The 18,211-nt window shown below is 34.2% G+C and carries 17 protein-coding genes; 5 read left to right on the forward strand and 12 right to left on the reverse strand.

Annotated elements, in window-relative coordinates; genetic code table 11:
- Positions 1-113 precede the first annotated feature (113 nt).
- From F6K15_RS24970 to F6K15_RS24995, 6 genes are all read right to left on the reverse strand, one after another.
- On the reverse strand, positions 114-857 hold the full coding sequence (locus F6K15_RS24970; RefSeq protein ID WP_363268665.1) for an RNA-guided endonuclease TnpB family protein: 744 nt from the start codon (positions 855-857) through the stop codon (positions 114-116).
- Between the two features lie 247 nt (positions 858-1,104).
- Entirely contained in the window at positions 1,105-1,335 is a 231-nt protein-coding gene (locus F6K15_RS24975; RefSeq protein WP_293065814.1) for a hypothetical protein, read from the reverse strand.
- Entirely contained in the window at positions 1,328-1,429 is a 102-nt protein-coding gene (locus tag F6K15_RS24980; protein WP_293065816.1) for a helix-turn-helix domain-containing protein, read from the reverse strand. The genes F6K15_RS24975 and F6K15_RS24980 overlap by 8 nt, the downstream gene beginning before the upstream one ends.
- A gap of 766 nt (positions 1,430-2,195) precedes the next feature.
- Complete coding sequence (locus F6K15_RS24985) at positions 2,196-3,014, reverse strand: carboxylesterase (RefSeq protein ID WP_293065819.1); 819 nt, start codon at positions 3,012-3,014, stop codon at positions 2,196-2,198.
- A gap of 110 nt (positions 3,015-3,124) precedes the next feature.
- Positions 3,125-4,030, reverse strand: a complete 906-nt coding sequence (locus F6K15_RS24990) for an alpha/beta hydrolase (protein WP_293065822.1) — start codon at positions 4,028-4,030, stop codon at positions 3,125-3,127.
- 237 nt (positions 4,031-4,267) lie between these two features.
- Entirely contained in the window at positions 4,268-4,897 is a 630-nt protein-coding gene (locus tag F6K15_RS24995; RefSeq protein ID WP_293065824.1) for a hypothetical protein, read from the reverse strand.
- A gap of 251 nt (positions 4,898-5,148) precedes the next feature.
- Between F6K15_RS24995 and F6K15_RS25000 the strand changes: the two genes are divergently transcribed.
- From F6K15_RS25000 to F6K15_RS25015, 4 genes are all read left to right on the forward strand, one after another.
- Positions 5,149-5,481, forward strand: a complete 333-nt coding sequence (locus F6K15_RS25000) for a hypothetical protein (protein WP_293065904.1) — start codon at positions 5,149-5,151, stop codon at positions 5,479-5,481.
- Positions 5,482-5,483: 2 nt separating this feature from the next.
- On the forward strand, positions 5,484-5,684 hold the full coding sequence (locus F6K15_RS25005; RefSeq protein WP_293065826.1) for a hypothetical protein: 201 nt from the start codon (positions 5,484-5,486) through the stop codon (positions 5,682-5,684).
- 252 nt (positions 5,685-5,936) lie between these two features.
- Complete coding sequence (locus F6K15_RS25010; RefSeq protein WP_293065829.1) at positions 5,937-6,485, forward strand: GIY-YIG nuclease family protein; 549 nt, start codon at positions 5,937-5,939, stop codon at positions 6,483-6,485.
- An 825-nt stretch (positions 6,486-7,310) separates the two neighbouring features.
- A complete protein-coding gene (locus F6K15_RS25015) occupies positions 7,311-8,255 on the forward strand; it encodes a tetratricopeptide repeat protein (RefSeq protein ID WP_293065832.1) in 945 nt (314 codons plus the stop codon).
- 352 nt (positions 8,256-8,607) lie between these two features.
- Here the strand turns inward: F6K15_RS25015 and F6K15_RS25020 are convergent, their stop codons facing one another.
- Positions 8,608-9,720, reverse strand: a complete 1,113-nt coding sequence (locus F6K15_RS25020; protein ID WP_293065834.1) for a geranylgeranyl reductase family protein — start codon at positions 9,718-9,720, stop codon at positions 8,608-8,610.
- A gap of 659 nt (positions 9,721-10,379) precedes the next feature.
- On the opposite strand from F6K15_RS25020, the gene F6K15_RS25025 reads away from it, so the two are divergent.
- Positions 10,380-10,973, forward strand: coding sequence for a Uma2 family endonuclease (locus F6K15_RS25025; protein WP_293065836.1), 594 nt, complete (start codon positions 10,380-10,382; stop codon positions 10,971-10,973).
- Between the two features lie 299 nt (positions 10,974-11,272).
- Here the strand turns inward: F6K15_RS25025 and F6K15_RS25030 are convergent, their stop codons facing one another.
- From F6K15_RS25030 to F6K15_RS25050, 5 genes are all read right to left on the reverse strand, one after another.
- Entirely contained in the window at positions 11,273-11,755 is a 483-nt protein-coding gene (locus F6K15_RS25030; RefSeq protein WP_293065839.1) for a hypothetical protein, read from the reverse strand.
- 424 nt (positions 11,756-12,179) lie between these two features.
- Entirely contained in the window at positions 12,180-14,396 is a 2,217-nt protein-coding gene (locus tag F6K15_RS25035; RefSeq protein ID WP_293065842.1) for a transglycosylase domain-containing protein, read from the reverse strand.
- Between the two features lie 628 nt (positions 14,397-15,024).
- Positions 15,025-15,576 (reverse strand): Uma2 family endonuclease, encoded by a 552-nt coding sequence (locus F6K15_RS25040; protein WP_293065845.1) that lies wholly within the window; start codon positions 15,574-15,576, stop codon positions 15,025-15,027.
- A gap of 192 nt (positions 15,577-15,768) precedes the next feature.
- Entirely contained in the window at positions 15,769-17,571 is a 1,803-nt protein-coding gene (locus F6K15_RS25045; RefSeq protein ID WP_293065847.1) for an ABC transporter ATP-binding protein, read from the reverse strand.
- Positions 17,572-17,865: 294 nt separating this feature from the next.
- Entirely contained in the window at positions 17,866-18,150 is a 285-nt protein-coding gene (locus F6K15_RS25050) for a hypothetical protein (protein WP_293065849.1), read from the reverse strand.
- Positions 18,151-18,211: the final 61 nt, after the last annotated feature.

Raw genomic sequence — 18,211 nt, forward strand, 5'->3', positions numbered from 1 at the left:
GAGTTGGGCAATCGTCCAGTTATATATCCAACGGTAAGCACTCAACCAACGCTTCCAGACTTTGTGCAGTCCATCAGATGGAAATACCCTGAGCTTCCTGACACTGTTTGGTGTCAACTTCCGGGTCCTCTGTAATAGTTAGCAAAACCTCTCAGAAGTGGATTGAGGGTTTTAATAACTTCTTCTTGAGTCCTGGCCTTCATTTGAGCTAGGGTTTTCCCTATCTTTTTACAGAAGGCTAGTACTTTTTCTTTTTGGGGCTTTATGAGTAGTTTGCCTTTGTAATGGCGTAAGTTGAACCCCAGGAAGTCGAACCCGTCTTTTATGTCTACTATCCTTGTCTTCTCCTCGCTGATTTCCAAGCCTCTATTTAACAACCATTGTTTTATCAGGATCAGCACTTGTTCCAAAGATTCCTTATAAATTGATTTTGAGAGTTTTGTGTTTCTAGCTAAACCTTTAATATTCAGGTCTTCTACAGCAATTAAATCATACTCTTTAACTAACTTATGAGCAGTTTTATAATGAAAATCTTCTCTTTGTCTAGCAATATGTTGATGCAATCTAGCTATTTTATTCTGTGCTTTTTGCCAGTTATTAGACCCAATTTCTTTTCTAGCTGCTTTACTTTGCTTTCTAGCTAAATTAGATTGTGCTTTTCTATAGAAATTTGGAACAGAAACAGTCTCACCAGTATTAGTAGTTAAAAACTCTTTTAAACCTACATCAATACCTACAGCAGTTTTGATATTATCAGTAGGAATTAAACTAGGAACTGACTTATCTTCCAAACTAAAACTAATATAATAGCCGTCAGCGTCTTGAGTGCGTCTTACATTCTGGGGTTTCCCCAGAATTACGCACTCGCTTTTTTGGTTATGGTTGCAGTTTTAATAGTAAATCCATCTGGAATTGGTCTATGAACTATTACTGGAATAGTACCAAATCTGCTAATAATAATTTGCTTACCATCAAACTTAACTGCTGATAAGCGAATGATTAACTCTACTAAAGCTTAATGACCTTAATTTGCCAGACTTTTTAAATTTTGGTCTACCAAATCTTTTACCTGTTTTGTCAGGAACTAACCTTTCATGTCGGCTCTTAGCCGAAACGCTTCCAAGCTTTATCTAGTTTTTGTAAATTAATTTGTTGAACTTCAGAGTAAATTTCTTTATATTCAGGAAATAACTGTTTTGTTTCTTTAAGGGCTGATTGCTGAAAATAATAATCTGGTCTACAAGGAATCTCGCCAATAGGACATGAAATTATTGAGCATCGGTCTATTTGACATTTAGTTCTATTTAACCAATCTAATCTTTGACTATCACGCATAATTCCAATGTCTCCTCAAGAGTTCTAACCAATTATCTATCTTAGCTATTTGTTCTTGATTTGGTTTAATTTTGTAACAATGACTTACGATCATTTTATTTCCTTTTCGACCAGAGCTTTATTATAATAGTTTGTGTAGAGTTTGTCTATACATAATGAAGAAAACAGGATTAAATATACGAATAAGTCATAACAGATTAAATAAGCTGAGATTATATGCAGCAGAAAATGAAAAAACGATGACCCAAGTAATAAGTGATTTCATAGATTCACTAAGACTTAAAGACAAGAAATCAGAAGAAAAACATCAATCGACACCTATTTAATTTGCAGCTCGGCAATTCCCCTCCCGTTAAATGGCTCGATTATAACGGGAGACCCCTTGCCGAATCTAGTTGGAAATTAGGATATAAATTTGTCAAATTGAAGAAATATTTGCACAGTAAAAGTAACACAAATATCCCCTTGTATCGGTGCGTTACGCGGAAACAATATTAACAGGACTTACGCAAGGGCGCTATATATAGTGTTAAACTTTAAGGTTCTCTTGGTATTGGCGCTCCTGATTGGGTTCCCCTTGGCGATCGCCTGAAAAACAAAATTCATAACCTATGAAAAGACACTAAATATAGTTTATTTTCCTAGTTTAGACATGGCTATATCTAAATAAATTTTGCTAAAAAACTCTAATTATTGTAGCATAATATTATTGTTGATTTGAGCTAAAAATATGAACTTTAACTATAGCGTTTAAAAGTATAACGTAATAGTTTTTATACACCTCAAACTCTTATATTAATTTTGGCTCCCCTACCTGACTCCTAAAGCAATTATGAATTGAGCGATATCATACACGTGCTTTACCAACGCCAGATTATTTGATTTGCTAAGAATTGAGCGATCGCTTCTGAAACTTCTTTACTTTTAACATCAAGTGTCATAACGTGGCCAGATTCATCAAACCAAACAGCTTCAAAACTACCCTTAACTTGTTCTTCAATCAATTTTACGACCATAGAATTAACTAAAGGATCATTATGGGAATGAACTACTAAAGTGGGGCAAGTAATCTTAGCAAGATATTGACGAGAATGTAAAGCTATTCTCTGAAGTACCAGAGCTGCTTTAGAGTTTTCAAATAGATAATTAGGATTATAAAAGTTGTCAGGATTTTTAGGTATTGAAATATTGACCCAACTGAGTAAACCCATTAAAATTTCATTCCTAAGTGGTAATTGAATTGCTGGTGCTGTCACAGTGCAAGCATCCACTAAACCTTCACTTGCCATGGTCAAAGCGATCGCTCCACCCATAGAATGTCCGAAAATTCCGACAAAATCATAATGTTTTCTAGCTTGAATAATTTCTTGACGTATTGCCTCAAACATTATGTCTTTAGTAATCTTAGAAAACTCTTTTTTTTGTTCTGCCATTTGAGAGTAACCATGACCTGGCAAAAGAGGTGCTACTCCATCAATTCCTAGTTGTAAACAAGCTCTTCCTACAGGACTAACTTCATAGGGAGTAGCAGTAAATCCATGCAAACAAATTACTACTGCATTTGCTTTATTTTGTTCATTTTTATAATACCAAGGTAAACCGTCTGACCATAATTTGTTTTTATATTCTAATGGTATAGCCTCAAAACCAGAAAAATAAGGTGGATCAATTAATGGCATTTATCTTTACCTTTTGTTGAATATTTTATGGTTTAATCTGCGATTACCCAAAAGTAAGATTTCTCCGTTCTTTCTTCTTTCTTCTTTCTTCTTCCTGATAGTATACATAACTAATGAATAAATTCTTGGCTAATACTAGAATGTTGATTGACTACCTGGTCAAAAAATTCATTTAGAGTGGCTATGTAGCGATCACTATCTACTTGAGCAAGATTGTCATGTGCCGCATTTGGTATTAAGAGTAATTTTTTCGGTTCTGCTGCTGCTGCAAATAATCTTTGACTCATCGCTACAGGTACGATTTCATCTTTCATTCCATGAAGAAATAAAACTGGCATTTCCAATAATTTTACTTTGTTAATGAAGTCAAATTTTTGGGTTACCAGTAAGTTGAGGGGAAATATCTGGATTCGACGTCTGTATTTAGCCATGTCTTTTATCGAAGTAAAACAACCTTCAGCAATTAATCCTGCTGCTTGTGGTTGTTGAAGGCAAAGATTCGCAGCGATCGCTCCTCCGAGAGAGTATCCATAAACAAAAATTTCTTCTGGTGAAAAGTTTTTTTCTTGAGTCAAATAATTCCAAGCTATCAATGCATCTTCATAAACGCTAGCTTCTGTGGGAAACCGTCCTTGACTGTTACCGTACCCCCGATAGTCAATCATAAATACCGAAAATCCCAACTTATATAGTTTTGCAACCCGCTCGAGATTGTAACTATTTTTCCGATATGCCATGTTACCTTTAGCACCCTGTAGAAAGAGAATAACTCTAGAGTTGCCTTTAGTTTGAGGAATCCACCAACCAGATATTTTTTCTGTCTGTTTGTGAGAATTTGGAATTGATAACCAAACTTCTTGATATGGAAGATTAAAAGTAGCAGGAGTTGCTAATACCAATGATGCAGGTTCAAATATCAATCGGTTTTGCAGGAATCTTAGCAACACAAAAGTAGAAGTGTAGATAGTTGCTAAACTTATTAATAGAAATTTCAATAAAGTCTCAAAAATAGTCATTAGTTAAAAGTGCATTTCTGATTTACAATAGTATCAGCTCTTGATAAAATAATTTTTTTCTAGAATTCTATAAGTGCCTTTTATCTAGCTCTCCCCCAAATTTTCTAATGATAATTTTGCCATAAATATAAGCCATAAACATAAATTTAATTGCTCCCCAAGTGACAGGAAAAAAGTTATACAGCCAGGAAAATCAAAACTGATTTTCAACTTTTTATTTTCTGTACAGCCTAATAACTAAGACTCGATCATTTTATGTAGTTGTTTAACTGCACGAATTAAACGAATAAAATATGGCCTAACTATATCTCGATTTAAGTCTTGTAATCTATTCACTTGCCCTTGTAGTTCCTCGATTTTATTGGACATAGAAGCATTATTTGTTGATTGTAAATTATCTCCTAAATGCTTTTGTAAATCTGTAGTTAAATCTTTTAATGATTGTAATTCCTCATCAATATCTGAAAATTTAGTATTTATTGTATCCCAGTCTTCTTTTGTAATTGTATTGAATTCAAAATCTGATTGATTTTGAGAAAAATTTATGGGAGATTCTGGAGTTAACTCAGTAAATTTTTCTGGTATTTTCTCTGGATACCCATCCACTGAATCAATATCTACCTTTAGTTCTTCTATATCATTGTTAATATGTTTTTGTATTTTTTCCTCAAATCTTTTTCTATTAATTGAATTCAATACTAATGCCAATGTTATTGGAGGTGCAACAAACGAAATTTTTTCCAATACCAATGCCAAACCTGAACCAACAATTGAAGCCCCTAAAGCAGTATATTCTGCTATTTGTAGCCAATGAGGCTGACTTTGGGGATTATTTGAAACTGTTGATGATGTTTCTGTGTCTTCCATAAATCGAGATCCCCATTAAATATGTTAGGTTTTATAGTTTAATAGTAGATCATACAAATTTTACCCACCTATTCTATCATAAATTATTAAATAAAATTGTATTTTAACAAATCTTTATATTTTTTTCAAAGTAGTTGAGTTGAATCAAACAAATAGTAATATAAGTAAAGGCTATTGCCTGTTTGATAGCAACAAGCAATACTATTTTAACAGCTATAGCCCAATTTGATGAATATGGAAAAGGAAAAAAAGTGGGTCTAAAAATTATTGAAAGCTTTGAAAGTAGCTTCACGTTAGAACAAAATGGTCAACAAATGTTGTTTAAATTGTTAACAAGTGAAAATTTTATTCAACAAATTACTTCACAATTACCATGTCAAAAATTAGAATTTACTGAATTAATATTTCAACCAGTTCCCTACAGTAAAGAAACACCTAAAGGAATGGCAAAAGAATTTGAGCAGTATCACGAATCCAGTGACTATATTATCATTAACGTTCCCCCTAACTTCATGTTTCAAGCTAAAATATTTAAACCAAGCCGTCTCTGCGCCATCTATAAAATCGTCGGTGGTATTGCATAGTAATGGTAGAGAGAGTCTGGGGAGATGGGGAGATGGGGAGATGGGGAGATGGGGAGATGGGGAGATGGGGAGATGGGGAGATGGGGAGATGGGGAGTGTGGGAGAAATTAAAAAATAAAATATATATCTTCACCATTACCATGCAGGACTACCAAATCGTCAGCATTCAGGTGTCAGTTATCAGCCATCAGCTATTAACTTAATTGCCCTTTTTTGAGGAATCAGAGTTGAAAGATTTAACAAAATTAAAAATTAAAAGTATAAAATAAATTAGCTACTTGCTCACGAGTCAATATTGCTCAAATCCTCAAACTACTAATTCCTGAAAGTTGACCGCTAATGGCTGTTTGCGCAGCATTCCGCAGGAAATGTTTACATAAAATCACTAGAGATTAATCGAATTTAATCAATTCCGAATTAATTAACACTACCCTTGAATAGGAAAATTTCAAACAATGACTAATACCGAAATGCAAATACCAGAACTGTCTAAATTAGAATACTTACCTTATATTGATTCTCAAGGAAAATTACCAATTTATTTACAAGGGAAAATTGGTGTTTATGGAATTTTTGATCAGGATAAAAAATTACTATTTGTAGGTTATTCTCGTGATATATATCAGAGTATCAAACAACACTTAGTCCGTCAACCTCATAGTTGCTATTGGCTAAAAGTACAAACTATTGAACGTCCGAATCGTACTATATTAGAAGGTATAAAAACTGCTTGGATTAATGAAAATGGCTCTGTACCTATAGGTAATGATGCCACAGAAGCAAAGTGGAATCAGCCAATAGATGCAAAACAAGAAATGACAGAAGCAGAAGCAATACAATATCACGACCCATTAATTGATGAAATTGCTAAAGAAAAACTCTTAAAAAATATATCTAGGCGAGTGGAAGCTAATATTTTAGAAATATTAAAAACTAGAGGTTTAGAAGAAAATATTCGCTTTAATCCCAAGCTAAAAACCAGCGGTTTATTAGATTTGAAATAATTGATACTATTGATATGAATATTTGCTACAAATTCATTAATTGATAATGGATAATGGATAATGGATAATTGATAATTACCTCTGGTTAAAACCGCTACGGAATTGAATATAAGGAATATTTTCTTTTTTTTTTCCCTTAAAAGGGGAGGCTTTAAACCAGAATTATTTAATTATTAATTATTAATTATTAATTATTCGGTAAGAATTCAGCAGTCAGCTATCAGCTATTAACTCATTATTTTGGAAGGAGTAATTAAGCCTCCAAGGAGAATTAAAAGTTATCAAGAAAAAGGTCATCAGCTAAACTTAGTAAGTTATTATGGGTAGTGCATCTGTTTGCGCAGCATTCCGCACCGAAAAGCTGAATACTAATAGTTGAATGCTTATGCTACAAATTTATATTTATTATTAGGCTTTGTTGTGTAACATAATTTGCTCAAGTGGGTATGATATAGACAGGAAAAAATGTTAGGATAATTCAAAGTATGAAATAGTTGTCACTGTCAGTATTGGTATAGTAAAAGTTTAATTTAATAGATGTATGAAATTTAATTAGTGGTAAATTTTCACCCACAACAATAGCAGGAATTATACCTATTTCTGACTCTAAAGTCACCGAAAAACTCTTTTCTACCTACTGACTCCTGTACGGGCGTTTTGCTCCGCAACATGTAAAGCGTCAGCTTTGCATTAGCAAATGGCCATATAGCCTGACGGCATGGGCTTCGCAAGGGCGCCCCTACGACTCCTGAGGACTGTGAAATCATACATTTATTCAGCAATGCCGATTAAAGCTATTTATTTCTTCATTCCTTGAAAAATGAAATGGATGGACGAATAAAAATCTCCCTAGATGATTATCAAGGCTGGTACAATGTGGGAGTAAATTTTAGTAAATTGGGAAAGCATCAACAGGCTATTACTGCTTTTGATCGGGCAATAAAAATTAAACCAGATTACTATGAAGCCTGGAATAATCGAGGTAATTCCTTGAAATTAATAGGTAGATTCCAGTCAGCTTTAAATAACTTTAATCGTGCGATAGAGATTCAACCAAATTCTCATTTAGTTTGGTATAACCGAGGTAATTTACTCAATAATTTAGAACAATATCGGGAAGCGATAATTTCTTTTGAAAGAGCCACAAAAATCAAACCAGATCTATATCAAGCCTGGTACAATGCTGGAAATACTTGGAGTAGTTTAGGACATTATCGAGAAGCAATTGAAAATTATCAACAAGCAATCAAAATTCAACCAAGTTTATACCAAGCTTGGCATAATCAAGGCAAGGCATTATTTGAATTAGGAAGGTATCAGGAAGCCTTAAATTCTTTTGAAAAAGTCATTAAACTTAAGCCTAATCATTATATAGCTTGGAATTTCAAAGGAAAAACTTTATTTTATTTGGGGAATACTAGAAGAGAAATTATTAGTTATGAGAAGGCAATAGATATAAAAGTAGACTATCAGGAAGCTTGGAATAATTTAGGTCAAGCTTTATCTAATTTAGGAGATTGGGCTGAGGCGATCGCTTGTTTTGACCAAGCCATAAAAATTCAGTCAGATTATTCTTTGGCTTACTATAATAAAGCTCGTTGTTATGCTTTGCAGGATAAGCTATATTTAGCTATTGAAAATTTAGAACAAGCAATTAATTTAGGTGCTGGTCAACCATATCGAGAGATGGCAGAAACTGATGCTGATTTTTTTAAAATTAGCTCAAATCCTAAGTTTCAAGCTTTAATTAAAGATGATTTAATTTATTAATTGGCTATTAGCATTCAGCTATCAGTTATCAGCTAAAATCGAGGGGTATAATACCATTTATCAAAAGTTTTTCTACATTTTTTTGAGTAGGAGAGTGGGGGAGAAATAAACATAAGAATAATTAACATTTAACTCCTGTGAAATTATACATTTATTCAGCAACACCATAAATTTTTATCGGGTGCATCTCATATTTGCAAAAATACTATTTTCCTATATATTCCCTGTTGCCTGTTCCCTGTTGCCTCTCTTGGTCAGCATTCCCTTGCGTCTGACGCCGACGCGGGGTCTGACCGCTGTTGCCTAAAAGCGGTAAACTTTTGGCTTTATTCAAAATTGAGATGCACCGTTTTTATCTTTGCCAAAGTTTTCGTAAAGCAGAACCCACTACATCCGAATAACGCAATTCTCCAGACAAAATTTTAGTCATAATAGTAGTAGCGCGAGGTCGTTTCACACCTACTTGATAACCAATATGTGAAAAGTGAGAAAATCCTTGGGCTAAACGTTGTGCCCAAACCATATCTTTACCCCATTCTTGATTAATTATTTGACTGTATTTTTCTAAAGCAAATAAATCGCCATTTAGAGAATTATTAATTGCTGTTGCTGCTTTAATACCTGTAAATATAGAAGGGCGAATTCCTTCGGCAGTAAAAGGGTCAACAATACAAGCTGCTTCTCCTGCTAAAACAGCATTTTGTGTATGTAATTTTTGATTGCCATTCCACAAACATAAAGGATGACCAAATTTCTGAACATTTTGAATATCTACTTCAAACAGAGTGGCATATTCTGTTAATAAAGCTCCAAAATTTTGACCATGTTTTCGCCAAAATGTACCTACTCCTATTGAATATCCATCAGCTTTGGGAAAGTTCCAAACATAGCCATTATTTAACATTCCAAACTCAAAATAAGCACTATCAATTTGCTGATTTTTAATTGGTACTTCTATTTCCATAGCACCACCAGCAAAACGTTTACGATTGTTAAAACTCAACCATTTTGCCATGGAACCTTTAGCACCATCAGCAGCAATTAAATAGCGAGAAGTAAATGATTGATTATTGGTATTAACTTGCCAGTTATTATTCTTAAATTCTATGCCTATAACTTTAGTTTTATCTCTAATTTCTGCTCCCTGTTTTTGCGCTTGCTGAACGATAAAATAATCAAAAACTTCTCGGCGTACCATCCAAATAGGTTCTTGATTTTTTAGGTTAACTTCCACTAAATCGCCCTTTTTCCAAGTATAACGAATGGAATTTATTTTCAGAGAAATAGCAGGTGAAAAATCAAAATCAAACCACTGTTGAACAATAGGAGAAACTCCACCTCCACAGGGTTTATATCGAGGTAAAGATTCTTTTTCTAAGACTAATACAGAACGTCCTTTTTTTGCTAGATGATATGCGGCACTTGCTCCTGCTGGTCCGGAGCCAACTATGATACAATCAAACATATAATTTAGTAGTTTTAGTGTTTTTAGTCATTATCTCAAAATAGAATAATCGGGAAAAAGTAGATGCCAATTCATTAAGTATAGGAAAAAAATTGAATTGTTACTTTTGCTAAAAGTATAATATAATCAAGACTTACGCCAAAGACGAAATTATACATCATTTGTAGGGGTTAGCGGCCGTTAACCCCTAATGTCTAAATATTATGGAATAAAATATAAAACAAGTGAAGATTCTTAGTAACTCAACAAAAACCTTGAGTAGTGTTTGACAAACTAATTTAGTATAACAGATCGTTTTGCTTCAGTCCTAATAAGTTCATAAGCAAAATTAATTACCGAAATATTTTGGTGTAGGTGCCTCCCCTTGACCGGGGATAATAAATAAAAATTTTCATCTCTTTGTCAATCCTCTTCGCTTTTTCAAGGAGAGGTAATTCGCGCATTCTTGAAACATCCTATTGACTTCCTGTTCCCTGTTTCCTGTTCCCTCTTTCAACTAGGAAATTTATTTTGCACGACTACTTATTTATTAGCAATAGACTTCTTGCAAAGGTTTTACTTACATCAATTCAATATCTGAAATCAACAATTTAATCCCCCTATTCCCTATTCCCTATTCCCTGACTTCTGCAAGAAGTCTAATACTCTTGGAAAAAAATATGCAAATTCAGATACACAAGAAAGTATATACTCCAGAAGAATATTTATTATTAGAGGAAAATGCTGAATATAAACATGAATATCTAGATGGAAAAATAATATCAATAACAGGTGGAACTATTAATCATAATGAAATTACAGGTAATTTATGTGCTTACTTAAAGTTTGCTTTAAAAGGCAAAAGTTATCGTGTATTTATCGGTGATGTTCGTTTATGGATACCCGATTATAATTTATATACTTACCCCGATATTATGATAATTGAAGACAAACCAATCTATCATCAAGGTCGTACAGATACAGTTACTAACCCCTTAATAATTGTTGAAGTATTATCAAAATCAACAGCAAATTATGACCGAGGGGATAAGTTTAAATTTTATCGGTCAATTCCTGAGTTTAAAGAGTATATTTTGATTGACCAATATCAACTTTATATCGAACAGTATGTTAAAACTTCTGAGGATAAATGGGAAGTTACATATTATGAATCTGAAGAGTCAAGGTTAAAGTTAACTGCTCTAGATTTTGAAATAGCGTTTAGCGACCTTTACGAAAGAGTTGATTTTAATAATCAAGATGAAGAAAAATAATTTTTATTGTGATGAGGATTTGAATGATCTATGAATTTTATTGTCAGATACTGGACGCTACCCACTACTTCATACAAACCACCGATAACCACAATATTTTACCTTTGCCAAAGAGGCAAATAGAATTTATGATATGAGTGATATTATTTGGGCTTTTACTCAATTTTTAACTCTTGATTACCTAAGTTTTTACCTCCCTTAAACAAACAAAACTTCTCACTTATCACTTGTTGATAAGGAAAGAGTTAAAGTTGAGAAATTTGAGGTTTAAATATTTAGGATATTGGTATAAATTCTGATTATATAAAAAAAGACTTAATTATCGGTGTAACATCGCTGGCTATATTTTTGATATTTACATATTTTAGTTCGTTTTGTAAGCTAGATAAATATTCTTTACGAGTTTTTAACTCAGAGCTTTTGTGTTTATATTTGCCCCGAAGTTCTCTGATTTTTGAATCACCTGAAGTAGACATTAACTTAATTTCTAGTCGAAGCATCAACCAATCATCTTCTAATATCTTTTTTGTGCCTGTAAAAAACAGATCCATATCTATTTTTTCTTTTATTGACAAATGATGACATAAGACAGACCAGAACTCACCTTCGAGCTTTTCCAGTTCATCTTTAAGCTGAAGTATCTCAATCTCAGCATCAGCGATCGCTCGACTAATTTCAGCTTTCTGAGTGCTAGTTGCTGGAAACTTTGAGATGTTTATATTGCGCCCTGCGTTGTACTGGTCGCCATTAACATTTTGGTTCTTTAGATTATAAAAACTCATTTCATTTTCTCCTCTTGAGCTGGGAAAAATTTTAGAATAATGTAGCGACTGCCTTACCTGCTTCAGACAAAACTTTTACAAGACGTGCTGTTGATGCTATACCCCTCATATCAAACACTGACATAACTTTCTCCTTTAAGTTGTAAGTTGAAAAATTCACTAATCATCGAAAAACTAGCTTCTGTCATATAATAGCATATTAAAAAAATAGTCTTATACCTATTTTTCTTTTTCCAAATATTAAAATTAAGAGTAAGTACTTCAATTTCATAACTTCATAGCCATCATCTATCCCTTTTCCCTAATTTTTCCGACGATCTCTCCCAATTACCTAAAACAAAAAAAAATTGTACTTCATCCCTTATTGATAAATCTTAAATTTCATACATTTCATACATGAAATTTTCTCATTCCTGCTTCAAAGTTAATAATTTCTATCATCTTTCCTCTCATTCACATCCCTACCATCGGGTCCAATTTGACCATATCTAATCCATTCTGGTTCCACGGGTTTAGCTTCAATAGTAGGTTCGCGGTCGTAAAAACTGGGTTTGTCAGGAAAGTCTTTAACAGGTATATCCTCAACTATCTGTTTCATAAACTGTCGCCAATTAAATGCTGCCGTACTACTGACACCCCAGGTTGGTTTGTTATCATCATTTCCTAACCATATTCCCGTTGCCACTTGCGGAATATAACCAATAAACCACAAGTCTCGTGCATCCTCAGTTGTACCCGTTTTACCTGCCACAGGTCGGTCGTACAAATAAGCATTGGAGCCACTACCATATCTAACTACATTTTCTAACATCCACGTAACTATTGCAGCACTGCCACTGTCTAAAACCTGCTTTGGTTGAGTATAAGCTTCATAAACAACTTGACCATTTTGATTAATTATTCTTTTAATTCCGTGAGCACCAATAAACTTACCCTCTGCTGCCAAAGTAGCATAAGCATTTGTTAACTCTAATAAATTTACTTCCCAAGTACCTAACGCCATAGAATATGTTGCCTTGACCTCAGATTTAATTCCCATATCCTCAGCTAATTTCATTACAGGTTCAAATCCCACATCCATTAATACCTGTACCGCTACCACATTCACAGAATAAGCTAAAGAATCAATCATCGATCGCCATCCAGCATACTTTTTACCATAATTTTTTGGCTTATAACCATCTACTGTAAACGGTACATCTCGATAACCATCAGTGGGAGGAAAACCAGCAGCAACTGCAGCAGCATAAACAAAACTTTTAAATGTAGATCCTGGTTGACGTTGTGCTTGAATAGCGCGGTTAAATTCGCTCTCGGCAAAATCTCTACCTCCCACCAATGCTTTAACTTCTCCGGTGGTAGTTTCAATAGCGACTAATGCTGCTTGATCGAATCTTTGGTTAGCACCATCAATATCAACAGCATCTTGAATTACCTGTTCTCCTATTTCTTGCCAATTGCGGTCTAATGTTGTTTCTATTGTCAAACCACCTGCATCTATGACTTCTTGAGAAACATATTTTGGTAACTCTTTCTGAATATAGTTGGCAAAATATGGAGCTTCAACTATCAGACGTTTCGGCGCACTGGGTTGTACTTCCATTGGTTTCGCGATCGCTATTTCAGCTCTCTGTTGAGAAATCAAACCTGCTTTTTGCATTACTCCCAACACGATATTTCGACGGCTTTTAGCTGCTTCTGGACTTACTAAGGGTGAATATTCACTGGGTGCTGGTGGCAAACCTGCTAAAGTTGCCATTTCTGCTAAACTTAGTCCTGAAACTGGTTTGCTAAAGTACACCCAGGCAGCATCAGTGACTCCATAAGCACCGGAACCGAGATAGACTATATTCAGATATAATTCCAGAATTTCTTCTTTGGATAACTCTCGCTCCAATTTCCAAGCTAGCATTGCTTCTCGGAGTTTACGCCAGATAGTTTGTTCCATATCTAGGAAAACCATCCGCGCTAACTGTTGTGTGATACTACTACCTCCCTGCACAACATCTCTGGCAATTAAGTTGGAAATAAGTGCTCGAATAACTCCCTGATAATCAACTCCTCTATGTTGATAAAAGCGTCTATCTTCAATAGCAATAAAAGCTTGAACTAAGGGAGTAGGAATATCTTCTAATTTAATTTTTTCTCTAGTAGCAGGTCCTGTTTGTTGAATAATTTTACCATCGGCGGCTTTTATTGTTAAAGTGCCGTCTCTACTATAGGAAGAAATATCGGCAATATCTGGTAAACTTTGCTCTAATTTCAGCCAAGTTATTCCACCATAAATGATAATACTACCTATTCCTAAACCACCTAATCCTAACCAAAATTTACGACTACCAAAAATTTCTTTGATCTTAACTGTTATGGCAATTTTCTCTACAACCAACTTTGTGCTTTTTCTGTTGTTTTTTCCGCTACTACCTTGAGAAATATTATCTATTTTTTCCGATTTTTTTTTGTCATCAACTTTTGGTGCTTGTAAGGGAGATTTAAATTTTTTACTCAACATTTTTGATACAGAGTTAAAATTATTATTTTTGCTAACTTTAGGCTCTGTATATTGAGATTTTTTAATAATATCTTGCTCTGTTCCTGATAATATTTCTCTTGTATTTTTAGATTTTTTCTCTTTCACCATTATCCTCTTATACCAATTTGATAAATGTTTCCTACAAATACGCACGGTTGTTTCTAGTAGTCAGTAGTAGACTGACACAGCTAAAACTGTGCAATAGATTTTTATTTCTAGGTATCTTTATCTCCCCTACTCCCCTACTCCACCACTCCCCCACTCCACTAATGCACCATTTTAGATGAAACAGTCCAGTAGGGTGCGTTAACGTAGTTGTGCGCTAGCTAATGGCCATTACCCCTATAGTAGCCAGATGGCCATTCGCCCGTACAGTAGGCAGTAGGAATAGCTTCAATATCATTTTTTAGGGTCAAACAATATTCTTTTTCTCAAAAATCAATCTGACTTCCAGAGTTTTAGTTGACCCAATTATTGATAACATTCTTTTTTTAAATTGGTATTATATCAAGTTTCATTACTATTACAGGGCTTACCAAGATACTCTACATATAGCGAGGGCGAATACCATTTAATCCTACAGATAGTGGTTTAAAAGTAAATTTGCGTAGGTCCTATATTAATATATAACCAAGCTATAGCAATCCTATTTTATCTGTGTATAAAAATCTTATTGCTCAAATATCAATAATTGCTGAAACTGCTATGTTGAATTCCTCTCTGAACAGAAGCCTTTCTAATCAAACTCAGGTGCCCATACCTCAACAACAGGCAATTCCCACCCAGGAAGTAATTCTGATACTTGCAGCACATCCCCATCCTTCAGGACTATCTTATCGGCATCGAGGCGATACACTTCCATCGTGCGAGTTCTCGGATCGACTAACACCCCAATTTTAGTTCCCAATTCCAAAAACTCCTGTATCTTCTGACGTAATTTAGTTAAACTATCTGTTTTAGATTTCACTTCAAACATTAAATCAGGAACTAACTCCGCGTAATCTTCTGTTGTACGAGGTAGACGTTCAGCTAAGATAAAAGAAACATCGGGTGCGCGAACATCCCCATCTTTGTTAGGCAAACGAAAACCACCACTAGAACCAGAGACTCTGCCCAACTTACGGGGACGTACCCAATTCCGAAGTTGAGCAGCAATTTCTATTGCGACTTCTTCAGATTCTAACCCTGAAGGACTCATAAAAATAATTTCTCCACTTACTAATTCCATCCGATAATCAGGATGTTGTACTTGTAGCTTTTCTAAATCTTTTACTGTTAAACTAGGCATTTTGAAAACCTTCTATCTGTAATTTTTAATTGTATCTAAATTTCAAAATATAGAACTTTTCAGAATATCAATTACTGCTGAAACGGCTGTTTGAATTGCTCCTTGAACTGAAGTATGATTGATGGCTAAATGGTAAGCATTCAGCTATTGCTTTTTTCTCCTTTAAAGGTAATAAAGCTGATAGCTGACCACTTACTTATTTTCAGATAATTGTAGTCCGTAGAGATAAGCATATCTCCCCTCTTGAGCAATTAATTCTGCATGAGTTCCCATTTCCACAATTTTACCTTTTTCCAGAACTACAATTAAATCAACATCACAAATAGTTGAAAGTCGATGAGCAATAACCAAGCTAGTACGTCCTTGAAAAAGATTATTTACAGATTCTTGAATTAATTTTTCTGACTCAGAATCTAAAGCTGAAGTTGCTTCATCTAAAATGACAATTTGGGGATTTTTTAACAAAACTCGGGCGATCGCTATTCTTTGTCTTTGTCCTCCTGATAATTTCACTCCTTGCTCGCCAATAATAGAGTTATAACCATCAGGAAAACTCATAATAAAGTTATGAGCATTGGCGGCTTTTGCTGCTGCTTCTATTTCTTCATCTGTCGCATCTAGTTTGCCGTAAACAATATTATCTCGTACCGTACCGTAGAGCAGTAATGTTTCTTGAGGAACAATACCAATATGCGATCGCAATGAATTTAAACTTACATCTCTTAGGTCGTGTTCATCAATTAAAATGCGCCCTTTTTTCGGGTCATAAAAACGTGCTGCTATTTTAGCAATAGTACTTTTTCCAGCACCGGAAGAACCAACTAAAGCTACTGAAGTTCCTGGTTTAATATCTAAGTTGAAATCCTCAATAACTAATTCCCTATCTTGATAACCAAATCCCACTTCTTCAAATTTGATATTACCCTGAATAGAGGTTAAATTAATAGCATTTTCCTTATCAGTAACTTCCAGTTTAGTATCTAGAACTGAAAAAATATTTTGAGCTGATACTGTTGCTTTTTGAATCATACCTATTAACCCATTAAACCGACTAATTGGTTTATTTAGGAGGGTGACATAACTCAAAATAGCTGTTAATTCTCCAATAGTCAAACTACCAACCATTACTCCCCAAGAAGCAAAAACTAATGCAATGACATTACCTAGTTTATTTAGGGTATTAATTACCGGTGTAGATATAGCTAAAAACCGAGTTGCCTGGAGGTTTTTCTCCATATAATTATTACTATATTCACTAAATCGGTCAATTTCATACTGCTCGTTACCAAAAGATTTAATGATTGTAATATTCGATATAGTGTCTTGTAAATGATTGCTAATTATCTCTCTTGCTCGATTCGTATCTTGGAATATTTTTTTGAGTCTTTTCTGAGTAAACTGTAAAAGATAAATTATCAAAGGCCAAGTCAGAGCGATCGCTATTGCTAGAAGCCAATTACTGATTAATAAATAAATAAAAACGACAAGAAAAGCAAAACTATCAATTAGAATTGCGATTAAATTAGAATTAAGTACTTGCCCGACTATTTCTACATCTCTTCCCAATCGTAATATTAATTCACCAGTACGTTGATTTTCAAAATAACTAATGGATAAGAATTGAAGATGTTGATATAGCTTTATGCGAATACTTTTAATTGTGTTTTCTCCAAAGATTTTTATCGCATACAATTGCAAAAAAGATAATATACCTCCTACTAAACTCATCAATAGGATAAGTGCTGCTACCCAAGGCAACATATTGAATTGTTTTGCGGGAATAATTACATCAATAACATAGCGATTAATTTGGGGAACAAAGAAAGTAACAAACGAGCCAAAAATTGTTAATAGTATGCCTAATAAAAATGGTGTTTTATGTGGCAAACCATAGCTAAATAGGCGCAGGTATAAATTCTGGGTTTCTACCTTTTCTTCTGATTTTTCTGGCTCAACTTGAGTATTAATTTTGTCAATTGTATTAGCTTTTATCATGACATCAGTTAAAAGTTAAAAGTAATCTCTGACAACTGAACCCCTCATCGAAGCAGAAAAATTAATAAATTCTGTACCGAATAATTAAGGTTTAAAGCTTTTCCTTTAAGAGGTTGTTTGAGAAGTCTCACTTGCTACATCACTCGCCCCCTACAATCCCCCAAAATTGGGGGACTTTTACCAGCTAATGGATTCTTTTTCCCCCCAGAATTGGGGGGCTAGGGGGATAAAATTAGGAGCAAAAGGCAGTAGGGAAAGAAATAAAATTTACACTTTTTTTTCAGAATATATTGTTTAAGAATCTGACTGATAAATTTGCCGTAATTGTTCGATAGTTTCTACAGTTTTGATAGAGGCGAGAATTGTTTCTAAAACCTGAATATTTTCAATAGCATTAATCTCTGAAAATATCTCCTTTCCTGAGGAGCCAAATTTCAATTCTAATGCTATTTCTATTCCAGAAAGTATTCCTCTTTGTTCACCTCTTTGTTCACCAATTTCAATTCCTCGTTGTTCGCCAATTACTACTCCCTCTTGTAAGATTTGTTGATACCAGGGAGATTGTTGTAAAACTGCCATATCCCACCTCATTATTTGTTGTACTATTTCGGTCTTTAATACAAAGGTAGCAAAAAATGCT

Source organism: Okeania sp. SIO2B3 (assembly GCF_010672525.1).
Classification (GTDB): Bacteria; Cyanobacteriota; Cyanobacteriia; order Cyanobacteriales; family Microcoleaceae; genus Okeania.

Excerpts from the sequence above, each read along its gene's own strand:
- F6K15_RS24975 (WP_293065814.1), bottom strand. The coding sequence starts at position 1,335 with ATGCGTGATAGTCAAAGATTAGATTGGTTAAATAGAACTAAATGTCAA.
- F6K15_RS24980 (WP_293065816.1), bottom strand. The coding sequence starts at position 1,429 with ATGATCGTAAGTCATTGTTACAAAATTAAACCAAATCAAGAACAAATA.
- F6K15_RS24985 (WP_293065819.1), bottom strand. The coding sequence starts at position 3,014 with ATGCCATTAATTGATCCACCTTATTTTTCTGGTTTTGAGGCTATACCA.
- F6K15_RS24990 (WP_293065822.1), bottom strand. The coding sequence starts at position 4,030 with ATGACTATTTTTGAGACTTTATTGAAATTTCTATTAATAAGTTTAGCA.
- F6K15_RS24995 (WP_293065824.1), bottom strand. The coding sequence starts at position 4,897 with ATGGAAGACACAGAAACATCATCAACAGTTTCAAATAATCCCCAAAGT.
- F6K15_RS25005 (WP_293065826.1), top strand. The coding sequence starts at position 5,484 with ATGGTAGAGAGAGTCTGGGGAGATGGGGAGATGGGGAGATGGGGAGAT.
- F6K15_RS25010 (WP_293065829.1), top strand. The coding sequence starts at position 5,937 with ATGACTAATACCGAAATGCAAATACCAGAACTGTCTAAATTAGAATAC.
- F6K15_RS25015 (WP_293065832.1), top strand. The coding sequence starts at position 7,311 with ATGGATGGACGAATAAAAATCTCCCTAGATGATTATCAAGGCTGGTAC.
- F6K15_RS25020 (WP_293065834.1), bottom strand. The coding sequence starts at position 9,720 with ATGTTTGATTGTATCATAGTTGGCTCCGGACCAGCAGGAGCAAGTGCC.
- F6K15_RS25025 (WP_293065836.1), top strand. The coding sequence starts at position 10,380 with ATGCAAATTCAGATACACAAGAAAGTATATACTCCAGAAGAATATTTA.
- F6K15_RS25030 (WP_293065839.1), bottom strand. The coding sequence starts at position 11,755 with ATGAGTTTTTATAATCTAAAGAACCAAAATGTTAATGGCGACCAGTAC.
- F6K15_RS25035 (WP_293065842.1), bottom strand. The coding sequence starts at position 14,396 with ATGGTGAAAGAGAAAAAATCTAAAAATACAAGAGAAATATTATCAGGA.
- F6K15_RS25040 (WP_293065845.1), bottom strand. The coding sequence starts at position 15,576 with ATGCCTAGTTTAACAGTAAAAGATTTAGAAAAGCTACAAGTACAACAT.
- F6K15_RS25045 (WP_293065847.1), bottom strand. The coding sequence starts at position 17,571 with ATGATAAAAGCTAATACAATTGACAAAATTAATACTCAAGTTGAGCCA.
- F6K15_RS25050 (WP_293065849.1), bottom strand. The coding sequence starts at position 18,150 with ATGGCAGTTTTACAACAATCTCCCTGGTATCAACAAATCTTACAAGAG.